The 14,353-nt window shown below is 72.6% G+C and carries 15 protein-coding genes and 2 pseudogenes; 8 read left to right on the top strand and 9 right to left on the bottom strand.

Features of this window, described 5'->3' with window-relative positions; genetic code table 11:
- Nucleotides 1-16 precede the first annotated feature (16 nt).
- Complete coding sequence (locus ACLHRZ_RS03690; protein WP_490416851.1) at nucleotides 17-865, top strand: aminoglycoside 6-adenylyltransferase; 849 nt, start codon at nucleotides 17-19, stop codon at nucleotides 863-865.
- Between the two features lie 18 nt (nucleotides 866-883).
- On the opposite strand, the gene ACLHRZ_RS03685 is transcribed toward ACLHRZ_RS03690, so the two are convergent.
- Together ACLHRZ_RS03685 and ACLHRZ_RS03680 are read right to left on the bottom strand one after the other, a co-directional pair.
- Entirely contained in the window at nucleotides 884-1,252 is a 369-nt protein-coding gene (locus tag ACLHRZ_RS03685; protein WP_490416751.1) for a hypothetical protein, read from the bottom strand.
- Nucleotides 1,253-1,259: 7 nt separating this feature from the next.
- Nucleotides 1,260-1,469 (bottom strand): helix-turn-helix transcriptional regulator, encoded by a 210-nt coding sequence (locus tag ACLHRZ_RS03680; RefSeq protein ID WP_490416750.1) that lies wholly within the window; start codon nucleotides 1,467-1,469, stop codon nucleotides 1,260-1,262.
- A 78-nt stretch (nucleotides 1,470-1,547) separates the two neighbouring features.
- Here ACLHRZ_RS03680 and ACLHRZ_RS03675 point away from each other — a divergent pair, with 78 nt between their 5' ends.
- Nucleotides 1,548-2,267, top strand: a complete 720-nt coding sequence (locus ACLHRZ_RS03675) for a GNAT family N-acetyltransferase (protein ID WP_490416749.1) — start codon at nucleotides 1,548-1,550, stop codon at nucleotides 2,265-2,267.
- Nucleotides 2,268-2,321: 54 nt separating this feature from the next.
- Here the strand turns inward: ACLHRZ_RS03675 and ACLHRZ_RS03670 are convergent, their stop codons facing one another.
- Together ACLHRZ_RS03670 and ACLHRZ_RS03665 are read right to left on the bottom strand one after the other, a co-directional pair.
- Nucleotides 2,322-2,645 (bottom strand): nuclear transport factor 2 family protein, encoded by a 324-nt coding sequence (locus ACLHRZ_RS03670; RefSeq protein ID WP_490416748.1) that lies wholly within the window; start codon nucleotides 2,643-2,645, stop codon nucleotides 2,322-2,324.
- An 82-nt stretch (nucleotides 2,646-2,727) separates the two neighbouring features.
- The gene (locus ACLHRZ_RS03665) at nucleotides 2,728-3,447 is read right to left on the bottom strand and encodes a TetR/AcrR family transcriptional regulator (protein ID WP_490416747.1); all 720 of its coding nucleotides are present in this window, start codon (nucleotides 3,445-3,447) and stop codon (nucleotides 2,728-2,730) included.
- Between the two features lie 192 nt (nucleotides 3,448-3,639).
- Here ACLHRZ_RS03665 and ACLHRZ_RS03660 point away from each other — a divergent pair, with 192 nt between their 5' ends.
- Entirely contained in the window at nucleotides 3,640-4,659 is a 1,020-nt protein-coding gene (locus ACLHRZ_RS03660) for an alcohol dehydrogenase (protein ID WP_490416746.1), read from the top strand.
- A gap of 60 nt (nucleotides 4,660-4,719) precedes the next feature.
- On the opposite strand, the gene ACLHRZ_RS03655 is transcribed toward ACLHRZ_RS03660, so the two are convergent.
- Complete coding sequence (locus ACLHRZ_RS03655) at nucleotides 4,720-5,865, bottom strand: Vgb family protein (protein WP_490416745.1); 1,146 nt, start codon at nucleotides 5,863-5,865, stop codon at nucleotides 4,720-4,722.
- A gap of 466 nt (nucleotides 5,866-6,331) precedes the next feature.
- On the opposite strand from ACLHRZ_RS03655, the gene ACLHRZ_RS03650 reads away from it, so the two are divergent.
- The 4 genes and pseudogenes from ACLHRZ_RS03650 to ACLHRZ_RS03635 all read left to right on the top strand — a co-directional run bounded on the left by ACLHRZ_RS03650 (nucleotide 6,332) and on the right by ACLHRZ_RS03635 (nucleotide 9,096).
- Nucleotides 6,332-6,697, top strand: a complete 366-nt coding sequence (locus tag ACLHRZ_RS03650; protein ID WP_490416744.1) for a hypothetical protein — start codon at nucleotides 6,332-6,334, stop codon at nucleotides 6,695-6,697.
- Between the two features lie 359 nt (nucleotides 6,698-7,056).
- Nucleotides 7,057-7,536 carry a phosphatidate cytidylyltransferase gene (locus ACLHRZ_RS03645; RefSeq protein WP_490416743.1) on the top strand — a complete coding sequence of 160 codons (480 nt, stop codon included), beginning with the start codon at nucleotides 7,057-7,059 and terminating at the stop codon, nucleotides 7,534-7,536.
- Nucleotides 7,533-8,057, top strand: a pseudogene (locus ACLHRZ_RS03640) (lysophospholipid acyltransferase family protein); the annotation flags it as partial. The gene ACLHRZ_RS03645 and the pseudogene ACLHRZ_RS03640, both read left to right, overlap by 4 nt.
- 94 nt (nucleotides 8,058-8,151) lie before the next feature.
- Nucleotides 8,152-9,096 carry an MFS transporter gene (locus tag ACLHRZ_RS03635; protein WP_490416850.1) on the top strand — a complete coding sequence of 315 codons (945 nt, stop codon included), beginning with the start codon at nucleotides 8,152-8,154 and terminating at the stop codon, nucleotides 9,094-9,096.
- A gap of 185 nt (nucleotides 9,097-9,281) precedes the next feature.
- Here the strand turns inward: ACLHRZ_RS03635 and ACLHRZ_RS03630 are convergent, their stop codons facing one another.
- Nucleotides 9,282-10,040, bottom strand: coding sequence for a 3-hydroxybutyrate dehydrogenase (locus tag ACLHRZ_RS03630; RefSeq protein WP_490416742.1), 759 nt, complete (start codon nucleotides 10,038-10,040; stop codon nucleotides 9,282-9,284).
- A gap of 28 nt (nucleotides 10,041-10,068) precedes the next feature.
- Nucleotides 10,069-10,809, bottom strand: coding sequence for an acetoacetate decarboxylase (locus ACLHRZ_RS03625; protein WP_490416741.1), 741 nt, complete (start codon nucleotides 10,807-10,809; stop codon nucleotides 10,069-10,071).
- A 110-nt stretch (nucleotides 10,810-10,919) separates the two neighbouring features.
- Here ACLHRZ_RS03625 and ACLHRZ_RS03620 point away from each other — a divergent pair, with 110 nt between their 5' ends.
- Nucleotides 10,920-11,762, top strand: a complete 843-nt coding sequence (locus ACLHRZ_RS03620; protein WP_490416740.1) for a LysR family transcriptional regulator — start codon at nucleotides 10,920-10,922, stop codon at nucleotides 11,760-11,762.
- A gap of 20 nt (nucleotides 11,763-11,782) precedes the next feature.
- Here ACLHRZ_RS03620 and ACLHRZ_RS03615 read toward each other — a convergent pair whose 3' ends face one another.
- Together ACLHRZ_RS03615 and ACLHRZ_RS03610 are read right to left on the bottom strand one after the other, a co-directional pair.
- Nucleotides 11,783-13,282 (bottom strand): carboxylesterase/lipase family protein, encoded by a 1,500-nt coding sequence (locus ACLHRZ_RS03615; RefSeq protein WP_490416739.1) that lies wholly within the window; start codon nucleotides 13,280-13,282, stop codon nucleotides 11,783-11,785.
- Nucleotides 13,278-14,294: pseudogene (locus ACLHRZ_RS03610) on the bottom strand (extracellular catalytic domain type 1 short-chain-length polyhydroxyalkanoate depolymerase); the annotation flags it as partial. The gene ACLHRZ_RS03615 and the pseudogene ACLHRZ_RS03610, both read right to left, overlap by 5 nt.
- Nucleotides 14,295-14,353 lie beyond the last annotated feature (59 nt).

Genomic DNA, 14,353 nt, shown 5'->3' with positions numbered 1-14,353 from the left:
GTAGGGTCGTGGGGTGATGCGTTCCACGACCGATGAAGAGTTCGTCGCACGGGTGCTGGAGTGGGCACGGCCCCGGCCCGACATCAGTGCCGTGCTGCGTACGGGCTCGCGCGCCCGGCGCGACGGCACGGCCGACGCCGTCTCCGACCACGACATCGAGCTCTACACCACCGATCCGCAGCAGTACGCGGATTCGGACGCATGGGTCGGGGCCCTCGGCCCGGTGCTGGTCTCGGTCGGGCTGGACGGGCCGTGGGACAACCCGGCGCGGCTGGTGTTCTTCGAGGACGGGGTGAAGGCCGACTTCCAGGTGCTGCCGGTGTCCCGGCTGGCCGAGATGGCGACGGCGGGCCTGGACGACGTGCATGTGCGCGGCTACGAGGTGCTCTTCGACCGCGACGGGGCCGCCGCCCGGCTGCCCGCGGCCCCGGGCGGAGCGCCGGCCGCCGCGCTGCCCGATGCCCAGGAGTTCCACGAACTCTGCGCGGAGTTCTGGTTCGAGACGGCGCACCTGCCGCGCTGCCTGGCCCGTGGCGAGCTGTGGGTGGCCAAGTCCCGGGACTGGACCGCGAAGGAGCTGCTGCAGACCATGATCGAGTGGCATGCCCTGACGCGGTACGGCGCCGGCCACGACGTCTGGTACGGCGGTACGCGCATGCGCCGGTGGGCGGCGCCGGGGGTGTGGGAGCGCCTGCCGGAGACCTTCGGCGGGTTCACCGCCGAGGAGATCCTCCGCGGCGCACGCGCCACCGCCGACCTCTTCGCCGAGCTGGCCGCGGAAGTGGCCGGGGCCCACGGCTTCCCGTACCCGGAGAAGGCCGAGCGGGCCATCCGGCCGGCGCTCGACGAACTTCCGTTGCTCTGAGGCTTGTTCGACGACCCGTCAGGAGAACCGGCGCCCGAGCGCGACGAAGACGACGAACGCGACGGCGCCGACCCCGACCATCCACACGTAGGGGCCACCGCTCCGCCCGGACGCCAGCTCACCGACGAAGGCGCCGAGGTTCCCCAGGGTCAGGACCACACCCGTGCCGGCCCAGGCGCGTTGGCCGATCAGGGCGAACCGCTCGTCGGGTTCCTCGGTGAGGCCCCGGTAGGTCTCGCTGCGGCGCCCGAGCAGGATCACGGCGAGGCTGCAGAGCGCCATGACGCCTGCCATCACCAGGCCGATGCCGAGGTGGCCGCCGACCGTCGCGGCCACCAGGCAGGCGACCCCGACGCCGAGGAAGAAGCGGGGCACGGCCCGCCTCATCGATAAGTCATTCATCTGCTGGGCCTTCGTCGACACAGAACATCTCCTCCACACTTACGCCGAAATACTTGGCCATGGACAAGGCGAGCGGCAGGGAAGGCGTGTACCGCTCGGTCTCGATGGCGTTGACCGTCTGCCGCGAAACCCCCAGGGCCTCGCCCAGCCCGCCCTGGGACAGTCCACGCAACGACCGCAGTTCTCTGACCCTGTTCCGCACATGTAAAGGGTGCTTGACACCCTCGTCCGGTGTCAAGCGACCTTTACATGTGCGGGAGAGGTCGGCAGGGTTGCCCTCATGACCGATGACGACCTGCCCGCGCGTGTGCGGAGTCTGTGGACGGAACTGGCCGGTGCCCCGGTGGAGTTCTCCCCCTCGGGAGGGGTGGACGTCGTGGTCGCGCCGGGTTCCCGGATGTGCACGCCGGGGTGGACCGGCATCGTGAGTCTCGGTGGCGCGGTCGTCGTCACCGCGCCGGACACGCGGAGGGCCGGGCTCATGCGCAGCGCCGCACGAAGGCTGACTGCGGCGCAACTCCTCGATCCGGCACGCCTGTCCGCCGCGGTTCCCGTGCTCGACGCCCTGGGTCCCGCATCGCTCCTCTACCTCGGCAGGGACGACTTCGCCCCCGCGCACCGGGCCGCGGGCGTCCGGCAGTTGCCGGCCGACGACCGGAGGGTGGCCACGCTGCTGGCGGAGACCGACAGGCCGGAGGCCGAGGAGAGCGGGCTGGGGGACATCACCTCCCCCGCCTTCGTGGTGCACGTGGACAACCGACCGACAGCCGCAGCCGGTTACCGTTGCTGGCCCCGCTCCGTGGCCCACATGAGCGTGCTGGTCGCCCGGCCCTGCAGGGGGCGGGGGCTGGCCCGGGTCTGCGCGTCCGCGGCCGTTTCCCACGCGCTCGATGCCGGGCTGATGCCGCAGTGGAGGGCCCGTCCGTACCGGTCGCGGCGGGTCGCCCTCGCGCTGGGCTTCTGCGCGCTGGGGCAGCAGCTCGGCGTCCGGGTCGGCTGAACCGGCCGCGCCCGAGGCGCACTTGCCGTACCGCGCGCCGTACGGCCCTTGGGCTCAGGCCTGTCCGGTCTCGAAGCGGCTGACCTTTCCGCCGTCCACCGTGAAGCGCCAGGCGGTGCGCATCTCCCCCCAGGTGTCGTTGCGGTAGTCGGCGACCAGGCCGAGCCCGTCATTGGTCTGCGTCACGATGTCCATGTGCCCGGCGGAGGAGAAAATCTCCCGCTCGGTCCAGTCGTCGACATCGCGGTCGCTACCGTCGTCGGACATGGTGGCTCCGGGCGCGAGCGCCGCCGCGAAGGCCTCGCGGTCGCCTGCGTTGAGCGCGGCGACGAAGGCCTGTACGGCCGGTTCGGTCAGCTTGTCGAGGGCGATGCTCACGGTGCCTCCAGGAGCGCGGGGATGCGGGGTGCCCGCACCAGCACACCGCACGCGGTGCCGCCCCGCCACCGGGGGCCGGCTCTCAGCCGGCCGGGGCTCCGTTGTCGGTGATGCGGCGCAGCCAGTCGCGCAGCAGCAGTGTCTCGTTCGCGGTCAGTCCCGGGGCGTCGTGGTGGGCGAGGGCGGCCGCGAGGGTGGCGGCGGCGCTGTGCGGTCCAGCGCCGGAGGGGCCCGTCCCGGCGGCGGTTCCGGTCGCCTCGGTCGTGATGGCGTCGATGATCGCGTCGCGGGTGCGGCGGGAGACCTGGTCGCCGTCGGGTGCGGGGTCGGCGATCAGGGAGAGGGTGACGCCGGTGTTGGCGGCGAGCACCATGTGCGCGGCCGGTTCGGGGGCGGTCCGCAGGCGTCCGGCGAGGGCGATGCGGCGGCACAGTTCGAGCAGGGCGCCGTGGGCCTCCCGGGCGGCGGCCGGGGGCGGGCCGGGGCGCGGGGTGCCGTACATGAGGGCGTAGAAGGCGGGGTGGGTGCGGCCGAACTCGACGTGGGCGTCCCAGCCGCGGCGCAGGTCCTCGACCGGGTCCCCGGTGGATCCGGCGGCCTTCTTCTCCGCCAGGTACTGCTCGAAGCCGTGGGCCACGACGGCGTCGAAGAGGCCCTGTTTGTCACCGAAGTGGTGGTAGAGCGTCGGGGCCCCGACACCGGCGGCCTCGCAGACCGCGCGGGTGGACACGGGGGCCCCGCCGGAGGCGGCGAGCAGCCGGGCGGCGGCCTGGAGGATGCGTTCTCGGGGACTGGCGGTCATATAGCAACGATATAGGGGGGCGGGGCGGGCCGGTAAAGAAACCCGCCCCGCGATATAGCGACGCTACACAGATGGGTGTACCGTTGATGACACAGCGGGCGCCGCTCGCCCCTGTCCCTGCCCGGCCCCGTAGCGGTCCGGCCTTCTCCCGGCGCTTCACCGAGTGCCCCTTCGAGGAAAGAGACCTCTGCCATGACGTCCATGCGTGTTGCCCAGGTGAGCTCCCCGGGCGGAAAGTTCGAGATCGTCGAGCGCGAGCTGCCCCAGCCCGGCCCCGGCCACGTCCGCATCACCGTCGAGGCGTGCGGGGTGTGCCACACCGATGCCGCCTTCGTCCACAACGCCTTCCCCGGCGTCGGGTTCCCGCTGGTCACCGGCCACGAGGTGGCCGGGCGCATCGACGCCCTGGGCGAGGGCGTGACCGGGTGGCAGGCCGGCGACCGAGTGGCGGTCGGCTGGTTCGGCGGCCACTGCGGACACTGCCGGCCGTGCCGGGAGGGCCACTTCATCGACTGCGCCAACCTGCAGGTGCCCGGCTGGGCCTACCCCGGCGGCTTCGCCGAGGCCATGGTCGCCCCCGTGAGCGCGCTCGCACGCATCCCCGACGAGCTCTCCGCGGCCGAGGCCGCCCCCCTCGGCTGCGCGGGGGTGACCACCTTCAACGCCCTGCGGCACTCCGCCGCCCGCCCCGGCGACCTCGTCGCCGTGCTCGGCCTGGGCGGGCTGGGTCACCTCGGCGTCCAGTACGCGGCCGCGCTCGGCCTCGACACCGTCGCCATCGCCCGCGGCGCCGACAAGAAGGACCTCGCCCACAAGCTCGGTGCCCGCCACTACATCGACAGCACCGCGACCGACGTGGCCGAGGCCCTCCAGGCCCTGGGCGGCGCCAAGGTGGTGCTGGCCACGGCGGCCAGCTCCGCCGCGATGAGCGCGACCGTCGACGGCCTCGCCCACCGCGGCGAACTGGTCGTCATCGGCGCCACCCCCGAGCCGCTGGCCATCAGCCCGCTCCAGCTGATCATGGGCAGCCGCACCGTCCACGGCCACCCCTCCGGCACCTCCCAGGACGTGGAGGAGACCATGGCCTTCACCGCCCTCAGCGGTGTGCGTCCCATGATCGAGACCATGCCGCTGGAGGAGGCCGGTGCCGCGTTCGAGCGGATGCTCGGCGGCGACGCCCGCTTCCGCATGGTCCTCACCACCGGCAAGTAGCCGCCCGCGCCCGGGGCCCGCAGCGGCGGGCCCCGGGCGGCCGGACGGCAGCCGCTCCCCTCAGCGGCACACCTCCGCACCGGTCAGCTGCGCCACCGTGGCCGTGGCCAGCTCGGTCGCGAACACACTGTTCTCCAACGGCAGCAGACGGTGCGCCTTGCACCGCTGCGTCGGCAGCGCCGCGTACTCCTCCCCGACGATCCGCGTCCACGACGGATCGAACCGCACCCGGACGATGACGTCCTGCACGGCGTCGGAACTGATCGACGAGCCCAACAGCCATAGGCCGGGCTCCCGTCCGCGCCGCGAGCCCGGCGGATCGAACGCCAGGTGCAGCAGCCCCGCCGCACGCCCCTGCGGACTGCTCAGGCGGTGCCAGGCGATCCGGCCGTCCGCACCGATGCGGCCGAACGTCCCCGTGCCGCCCCGGGCCGTGCCGAGCAGCACCACCCACACGCCGCCCGGTCCGGCGACCAGGCCGACCGGCGTGCTGCCCTGCTCCGCCGGCACGGGGATCTGTGCCGTGCGTCCGCTGCGCGGGTCGATCCGCAGCACCGAACTCGCAGCGTCCTGGCTGACGTAGAAGTCTCCACCGACCGGGTGCTGCGCGGCGAAGATGGGCTGGGGCCGCGCCTCGAAGAGCCGGTGGCGGCCGGGCCGGGTGTGGTCCAGCGCGAGCACCTGGTGGCTCTCCTTCAGCGTCACCCACAGCATCTCGCCGTGCTCGCTGATGTAGTGCGGCCCCCGGCCGCCGCCGGGGACGGCGATCTCCCGCACGATGCGCGGCGCCTCGTCGAGCGCGTCCGGCCGCGGATCCACCAGGAGCAGCCGGTTCCCGCCCTCGTGCGTGGCCCAGATCCGTCCCGGGTGGCGCGCCGAGACGGCCAGTCCGTGCAACATCGCGTCCGCGGGTCCCAGCGCGAACGCCCGGATGCCCGTCACCTGCTCGGTGCGCGGGTCCAGACGCAGCTTCACCAGACGGCTGTCGGACATCTGGGACACCAACGCCATCGGCCTGCCCGGCACTTTGACGATCTCGTGCGTCTCCACGGCGGGCGGCAGCCCGTACTCCACCAACGACCGCCGGCACGGCGCCGCCCGGGAGCCCGGGCCGGCCGCCTCCCCTTCCGGCGCCCCGAGCAGCGCCCCGGCCGCGGTCAGACTGCCCAGTGCAAGCAGTCGGCTCTGAAATGTACGGCGGTCCAACCGGCCCCCTCGGTACGCGCGGTTTCATCGACATGTCCATGAAAGCGATGCGCTCCGACCATCGGATGACCATCGGGACGGATTCACTCGTCCAAGTGACAGGGCGGGCCCGAAACCTCATGGACGGGATCCGTTTGCTTATTCCACTAGTTTCATTTGCCACGGGTTGCACGGCTCCGGAATGCCTTTGTTAGCGTCGCGGCATGATGGGGTTATACGCACTGAAACCGTGGTTCACCCGCCGATTAACTCTCCTGCGCCGTCGGCTGATTCACCGGGGCATGCCCCCGAACACCGTCAGTATTGCGGGAGTTCTCTGCGCGGGGGCCGCCGCCGTGTCCCTGGCGGCGCTGCCCGCCCCGGTGTCCGTGCTGCCCGTCGCGCTCTTCCTACGGCCCGGCTGGCTTGCGCGAATCTCGACGGCGCCATCGCCCGGGAGACCGGCCGGGAGACCTTGCGGGGTGCGGTGCTCAATGAAATAGGCGACCGCGCCGCGGACTTGGTGATGCTGCTCGGCCTGCTGCCGCACGTGTCCCCTCCCCTGGTGCTGGGCGTGCTGCTGGCGGGCTCGGCACCCTCGTGGATCGCGCTCGCCGGAGCGGCTGCGGGCGTCCGGCGGATCAACGGCGGGCCGATGGGCAAGACGGAGCGCTGTCTCGTCATCGCGCTCGCCTCGGCCTCCGGCTGGTACGGGCTCGCCGCCGTGGTGCTGATCGCCGGCTCCGTACTCACTGTCGCGGTGCGGCTGTTCCAGGTCGGCGCGCTCTGCAAGGAGCCGGCCGCGGGGCGCGGAACCGTGCCCCGTCCGCGTCCCGCGAGCGACCTGTCGTGATGGCGGCATCCGCAGCATCCGACGTGGTACGGGCCCTCCCGCTCCTCGGCGGCACGCTCGCCGACACCGGCCTCGTGCTCCTGTTCGTCCGCAACGGCGAGCTGCGCCGCCGCTGACGCATCTGGTGCGCCGCCGCCCCGCTCCTCTGCGGAGCGCTGGCCTGCGGCCCGCCCGGTGCGGCGCTGCTCGCCGTCGGGCTCGGGGTGGTGGGCTCGGTCGAGTACGCGCGCCTGGTGGGGCTGCGGGCCGTCGACGGTGCCGTGCTGTGCGCGGCGAGCACCGCACTGCCCCTGATCGCCTGACTCCGCCCCGGGTCGCTCACCCTGCCCGTCGCCGGCCTCCTGCTCGGCGCGGCCGTCGTGCCGCCCCTGCTGACGCAGGACGCCGCCCGCGGCGCCGGGCGCGCCGCCCGTACGACCTTCGGGCTCATCTGGCTGCCCGTCGCGCTGAGCGGGCTGGTTCCGCTCGGCGGTTCGGCCCTGGCGGTCTGTGTCGCCGTGGCCTTCGCCGACGTCGGCGGCTGGTGCGGGGGCAGGCTGCTGGGGCGCTCCGGCCCGCTGAGCCGTCCGCTGTCGGCGCTGTCACCGGCCAAGACGTGGGGCGGAGTCGTGGGCTCCGGTGCGCTGTCCGCCGTGGCGCTGTGGGCGCTGGGCGCCTTCGCCCTGCCGGTGTGGCTCGCCGTGGTGTGCGGCTGCGCACTGGGGGACCTGCTCGAATCGATGATCAAACGGGAGGCGGGCGTCAAGGACGCGGGCCGCTGGCTGCCGGGATTCGGCGGACTGCTGGACCGCATCGACTCCTTGCTCGTCACCCTCCTGCTGCTGGGAGTCATGCCATGACGTACGACATCGCAACGACGACGAAACCCCTGCCGGCGGAAGCCGGCGCGCCGCCCGCCGGCGGCCCGGTCACGCGGGCGCGGCCCGGCGCAACGGCCGTCCTCACGGCGTGGCTGCGCCGCCGCCTGTGGCGCCTGATCCTCTTCCTCACCGGGGGAATCACGGTGAAGGGGAAATTACCCAAGGGGGGTTGTGTCGTCGTGGCCAACCATTCCTCGCACAGTGATACGGCGGCACTTCTCGCCGCACTCGATGCGCGGCACGCTCCCCGGGTGGCGGCGGCTTCCGACTACTGGTTCCGCAATTTGCCGCGCGCCACGGTGGGTTCGGTACTGGCCGCAGCATTTCCGGTGCGCCGCAATGGTGTTGGATACCGCGACCTGGTGGAAACCGGTGTGCCCCTGCTGCACGCCGGGCACGCGGTCGTGCTGTTTCCCGAGGGCACCCGGGAAAACGGTCCGGCGGGGAAATTCCGCAGCGGTGCCGTCGGACTGGCCGCCCACGCCGGGGTGCCCGTGGTGCCCGTCGCCCTCGTCGGCACCCGGGAGTTGCTGCCGAAGGGCGGGCAGCTGCGGCCGAGCGCCGTCCAGGTGCGCATCGGCCGGCCGCTGACGGCTGATCGCGTCCGCGGGCTGGCGCTGGGTCTTCCTCCTGAACGTGCCCGTCTGCCTGGCCACGGTGGCGTGGGGCGGGCGGCTGCCGCTGCCGGCAGAGCCCTCGACCGGCGGCGGACGGACGCGCCGCGGCTTTCCCGATCCCGTCGGCATCGCCCTCACCGCGGTCGTGCCCGCCCTGCTCTGCTTCACCGTCGTGTACGGTCCGCGCCTGGGGTGGCAGGACCCGCGGGTGCCGGCCGCCGTCGGGGCCATCGCCGTGCTGGTACTCGTACTCGTCCGCCGCAGCCGGCGTGCCGCGCGTCCGGCGCTCGATCCCGGCCTGTTCCGGATCCGCAACTTCCAGGCGTCGAACGTCGCGACGCTGATCTTCTCCGTCGCCTTCTTCGCAGTGCTGCTGTCCAGCCTGCTGTTCCTCCAGAACGTCTGGCACTACTCGGTCCTGCGGGCCGCACTGGCCGTCAGCCCGAGCGCTCTGGTCACCGCGCTCGTCGCCCCGCAGGCGGGGCGTCTGATCGAACGCTTCGGCCACCGCGCGGTCTTCACCGCCGGCACCCTGTGCTACGCGACGGGCGCGGCCGGCCTGGCCCTGCGCACTGGCTCCTCGCCGCACTGGACCACGCACTGGCTGCCCACGCTGCTGGTCAACGGCGTCGGTGTCGGCCTGGCCCTGTCCGCCCTCAACAGCGCGGCGGCGCAAGCGCTCCCGCCGGAGCGCTTCGGGGTCGGAACGGCGGTCAACGACAGCTTCCGGCAGCTGGGGGCGTTGCTGGGGGTCAGCGTCTTCGCGGCGGTGCTGGGGGACGGCGACCTCCCGGCGGGGTACCACCGGGTGTGGTGGGTGCTGGCGGGCGTGCCGGTCGTGGCCGCGGTGGTGTACGGGGTGTGGCACCGGGAGCGGGAGCCGGCGCCTGTGCGGGAGGCGGCCGGCAGCGCCGCGAGCTGAGCGGGGAGCGGAGGGCCCGCCGACTCGGCGGTCGGCGGGCCCTCGTGCACCAGGGCAGGACGCTGCCCTCAGAAGATCTCCACGTGCTCGAAGTTCCGGCCCCCGCGGTTCCGGTGTGCAACAGGGCGCCTTGACACCGACTGGTTGTCGGCTGGAACGCGCTCTCCAACGGCCCCCGGATTCCGTCAGCGTGCTGTGTGGCCGCCGTCGATGACCAGGGAGGAGCCGGTCATGGCGGCGGTGTGCGGCCCGCACAGGAACAGCACTGCCTCGGCGATCTCCTCCGGCTCCACGAGCCGCTTGACCGCCACGCCCTCCAGCATCACGGCGCTGAGGACCTCGTCCTCGCCGATGCCGTGGACGCGGGCCTGCGCGGCGATCTGACCGTCGACCAGCGGGGTCCGCACATAGCCGGGATTGACGCAGTTGGAGGTCACCCCGCGCGGGCCGCCCTCCAGGGCGACGACCTTCGACAGACCCTCCAGACCGTGCTTGGCCGCCACGTAGGCACTCTTGTACGCGGAGGCACGCAGGCCGTGCACGGAGGAGACGTTGACGATCCGGCCCCAGCCCCGGGCGTACATGCCCGGCAGCGCGGCACGGATGATCCGGAACGGCGCCTCCAGCATGACGCGCAGCATCAGCGAGAAGCGCTCGGGGTCGAACTCCTCCACGGGGCAGACATGCTGGAGTCCGGCGTTGTTGACCACGATGTCGGCACGCAGGTCCAGCGCGTCCAGGCGGGAGAGGTCGGACAGGTCCGCGACGAGCGCCTCACCGCCGGTGACCGCAGCGACCTCACGCACCGCACCGGCATCGAGGTCGAGCACGCGGACGTGCGCCCCGGCCTCGGCGAGACGCAGGGCGATGGCACGGCCGATCCCGCTGCCGGCGCCGGTGACAAGGGCGGTGCGGCCGGTGAGATCGAAGGGGGTGGTGGTCACAGTGTGCTCCGGGTGAGAGTGGTGGCGATCAGGGTCGGGCGAGGTAGTCGTGAACGACTTTGGGGGTGGGCAGGGTGAGATTGGTGAGGATGTGGCTCGCGGAGACGATCTCGCGCACGGGAAGGTCGGCCATGGGCGCGAGGGCGTGCTCGAAGAGCTGGAGGCGGGCGGGACCGCTCCAGGCGCCGAGGACCTCCAGGTCGGTGATCTCCGTGCGGATGAGTTCGCAGATGCGGGGAGTCCCGTCGTACCCCGGGAGGATCTTGAGCATGTACGTGGGGGCGGCGATCTCCGCACGGGCCTCGGTACGGTCGAGGGGGCGGTGCTTGTACCCCATGGTGGCGGTGGCCACGCGCAGGCTGCCGTAGTCGAGCGTACCGACGAGGGTGTCGGAGTCGGTGAACAGCCGGGGGCTGCCGGGCTTCTTGGGGTACGCGGACGCCTCCCGGCCGACGGCGATGGCGGGGCCGTTGTCCAGGTACATGCAGTGGATGTAGTCGGCCCGCTCTCCGTCGAGGAGGACCTGGAGGACCTGGCCCGATTCGGTGTAGTCGCCCAGTCCGGTGGAGTCCGGCATGCGGATGACCTCGAAGCGCACCAGCGGATCGTCGACCTGCAGCGGCTCGGGCACCACGGCGCGCATCGCCGCCGGGTCGGTCCGGTAGGTGATGTTCAGGTACTCGCGGCGGGCGAAGTGGTACGGGCCTGCGGGGTAGGCGGGGCCGGACAGTGGGGTGGTGGGCCGGCTCAGCACATCGGCACGGTGCACACGGATCACTGCTTCCTGGTGGGAGAAGGAGGAACGCTTCGTCGGCCGAGGCTAGGCGGGCCGCCGCCCGGGCGGAAATACCGTGGGAGACGGATTTATACTGCAGCCGTATGGATATCGATCTGCGGCATCTGCGCTACTTCGTGGCTCTGGCGGAGGAGGAGCACTTCTCCCGGGCCGCTGCCGTCTGCCGGGTCAGCCAGCCCACCCTCACCCGCGCCGTCGGCGGTCTGGAGGAGGCGCTCGGAGTGCGGCTGGTGGACCGCACGACGCGCAGCGTCGCCCTCACCCCGGCCGGCCGCCGGCTGGGCGACGAGCTCCGCGAGGCCCTGGAGCGGGTCGACGGTGCGCTCCAGGCAGCCTCCTCGGAGGGGACCTTCACCATCGGCTTCACCTGGCTGCTGCCCGCCGACTGGTTCCCGGCCACCCTGCGCACCTTCGAGCAGCGCACCGGATGCCGTGTCGAACTCGTTCGCCGCGACGATCGACTGGCCGGTGTCGAGCGTGGCGCGGTGGACGCTGCCATCCTTTACGGAGACGTCTCCCAACCGGACCTGCACACCGTCGAGTTGCGACGCGAGCAACGGGTGGCTGCCGTCTCCCGCACCGGCGCCCTGGCACGGCGGCGACGCCTGCGGTGGTCCGAACTGGCCGACTGGCCGCTCGTCGTGAACGCGGGCAGCGGCACCGTCGACCCGAGCCTGTGGCCCCGGGACCGGCGACCTCGAGTCGCCGCCGAGTGCCGGACGTTCGACGAGTGCCTGGAACTGGTCGCCGCAGACCGCGGCATCGGTGTCCTGCCCGAATCCGCTCGCCACCACCCGCACCCGGGTCTGCGCTACGTGGCGCTGACGGAAGCGCCACCCGTTCCCCTGGTGCTCGTCCGCCCCGCGCGCGGCGGACACCCGCTCGCCCGCCGTCTGGAGGACATCACCTGCGCCGTCGCCCGGTAGAGCGGACGCCGGCGTTCGCCTCAGCGCCGGCCGTCCCACAGCCGGCGCTCCTCCCCGTACGGATCCGGGTCGATGCCGGGAGCAGTGTCGAAGCGCATGGTGGAACGGTGCTCGGTGTCGTAGGCGGGCCAACCGGGGTTTCCGGTGGCGGCGAAGGAGATCCAGGCGGCGTGCATGGCGTCGGCGAGGCCCTGCGGGAGCCGGTCGCCGAGGAGCCGGGCGCGGGCCGCGGACTTGAGGTGAAGATTGTCGAACACGAAGGGGAGTTCGGCGGTGTGGCAGGCGCCCAGGCGCCCGTCGAAGGTGTCGGGCTGCCAGGCGAACTGGTAGAGGAAGGCCGATCCGGCGCGCAGCGCGGCCCGGGCTTCGGCGAGGCGGATCGCAGGGATGCGGTAGAACCAGTCGGTCGCCACCGCAGACAACAGCTCGCCCGGAGCGGCCCCGGGCCGTCCCGCCCGGTAGACGGGGAGAGCCGAGCCGGGGTCGAGCCCGTAGCGGGTGACGGCTTCCCGGAGCATGCCGACGGTGACCTGGTCGATGGTGCCTGTGGGGGTGAGGAAGAAGCGGAACTCGTCGCGGTTGGCGCCGACGAGGATGTCCACATCCGCGCCCGCGCCCGCCACGATCGCCTCGAACGGTGACGCCGGTATCAGCCCGCCGTCGACGACCGGCTCGAAGGGCATGAGGTTGAGGGCGGCCTCGCCCCAGCGTGCCGGGTCGGGGTCGGCGGAGATCTCGGCGCGCAACTGCCACTGGCCCAGGACGAGCCGGTCGAGGGGCACGGCCGCAAGGGCCCGGCGCGTGGGTTCGACACCGAGGAGCACAGCCAGCCGACGGCCCAGGGCATGGGCGGTGGCGGGGGTCAGGGAGTGGTGGGCGGCACCGCTCTGGAGGACGGCCCGGTGGAAGAGACCGGCGGCACGCGGCGCGGCCAGCAGGGCGCCGATGCTCATGGCACCTGCCGACTCGCCGAAGACCGTGACCTTGTCCGGATCACCCCCGAACGCCGCCACGTTCTCCCGCACCCGCTCCAGGGCCGCGATCTGGTCGAGCAGCCCGAGATTGGCGATGCCGTCCCCGAGGTGAAGGAAACCGTCCACGCCGAGGCGGTAGTTCAGGGTGACGAGGACGACTCCGTGACGGGCGAAGCGGCTGCCGTCGTAGAGGGAAGCGGATCCCGACCCGTTGGCGAACGCCCCGCCGTGCAGCCACACCATGACCGGCAGCCGTGCCGTGGTGTCCGCCGTCCACACGTTGAGGTTCAGGCACTCCTTCCCGGGGACGTCGACCTCGTCGATCAATGCGTCGAAAGGTGCGGGGTACGGCGCTTTCGGCGCGGTGGGCCCGTACGCGACGGCGTCACGGAGCCCGCGCCACGGTTCCGGCCGCCGCGGCGGCCGGAACCGACGGGCGCCGAAGGGCGCGGCCGCGTACGGAATGCCCTTGAAGACGATGACCTGTTCCTCGCCGAGCGCACCGCGTACGGTCCCGTACGCGGTGACGGCGATGTGGCTAGCCACCCAGCCCCCAGAACCTCGCGGTGTAGTACGTCGAACAGATCCCGGAGAGGAAGTAGGCGCCGGTGGAACCGCATTGCTCGGGGGACGCGCCGGGGTCGACGGCGAGTCCGTGACCCATGCCGGAGATCTTGTAGACCTCGACCGCGGGTGCGCCGGCGGGATCGTCGTAGACGCTCAGCGTGGTGTTGCCCGGCAGGGTGCGGGTGCTCGACGGGCTCTGTCCGATGCCCCACACATCGGTCCACTGATCGCGCAGCTCATCGGCGTTGACCGGGCGGACGGTGTAGTCGGCGCTGCCCTGCCAGATCGCGACGCGAGGCCAGGGTCCGCGATATCCCGGGTTCGCGGCCCGGACCTTGTCGCCCCACTGCGCCGGCGAGAGGTACTGACCGTTCATCTGGCAGCCGGTCGCCTGCAGCACAGTGGCGGCGCACTGCGCAGCGACTCCGGAGTCGATGGAACCGCCCGCGAAGCGCTCGGGGTAGGCGGCCAGCAGGTCGGCGGCCATGGCGCCGCCCGCGGAGAGCCCGGTGACGTAGACGCGGTGCGTGTCGGACGCGTACTGACGCACCGCATAGTCGGTCATCTCGGCGACGGACTGCGCCTCTCCGTTGCCGCGTGAATCCTTGGCGGGATCGAACCAGTTGAAGCAGGACATCGCGTTGTTGGCCCAGCCCGTCTGCGGGAAGACCACGGCGAATCCCCACAGGTCGGCGTACTTCTGCCAGCCGGAGTGCGCGTAGTAGTCCCCCGCCGTCTGGGTGCAGCCGTGCAGCGCGACGACCAGCGGCGCTCCGGACGGCAGCCCGTCGGGAACGTACGCGTACATCGCGAGATTCCCGGGGTTGGAGCCGAACCCGGTGACCTGCCGGAGGGTGCCGCCCGATGCGGCGGCCGGGACCGTCAGCGGGCCGGGGCCGGCGATGAGCAGGGCCGCGACGGCCGCCGGGGCAAGCCGTCGCAGCAGCCGTCGTACGGGCCCGGCCGGTTTCCGTGAGATCGATGAGCGCATGGGGGGCTCCCGCGGTCATGGGTGAGTGGAAGGGTTCCGGCCGACCGTAGGGCGGCGAG

The sequence above is a fragment of the Streptomyces sp. AM25 genome, from assembly GCF_058146165.1.
The sequence above is the reverse complement of the archived record's forward strand: the minus strand, read 5'-3'. Positions and strand labels throughout refer to the sequence as shown.

What these genes read in the sequence shown, in the direction of transcription:
- ACLHRZ_RS03690 (WP_490416851.1), top strand. Translation starts at nt 17, where the DNA reads ATGCGTTCCACGACCGATGAAGAGTTCGTCGCACGGGTGCTGGAGTGG.
- ACLHRZ_RS03685 (WP_490416751.1), bottom strand. Translation starts at nt 1,252, where the DNA reads ATGAGGCGGGCCGTGCCCCGCTTCTTCCTCGGCGTCGGGGTCGCCTGC.
- ACLHRZ_RS03675 (WP_490416749.1), top strand. Translation starts at nt 1,548, where the DNA reads ATGACCGATGACGACCTGCCCGCGCGTGTGCGGAGTCTGTGGACGGAA.
- ACLHRZ_RS03665 (WP_490416747.1), bottom strand. Translation starts at nt 3,447, where the DNA reads ATGACCGCCAGTCCCCGAGAACGCATCCTCCAGGCCGCCGCCCGGCTG.
- ACLHRZ_RS03660 (WP_490416746.1), top strand. Translation starts at nt 3,640, where the DNA reads ATGACGTCCATGCGTGTTGCCCAGGTGAGCTCCCCGGGCGGAAAGTTC.
- ACLHRZ_RS03620 (WP_490416740.1), top strand. Translation starts at nt 10,920, where the DNA reads ATGGATATCGATCTGCGGCATCTGCGCTACTTCGTGGCTCTGGCGGAG.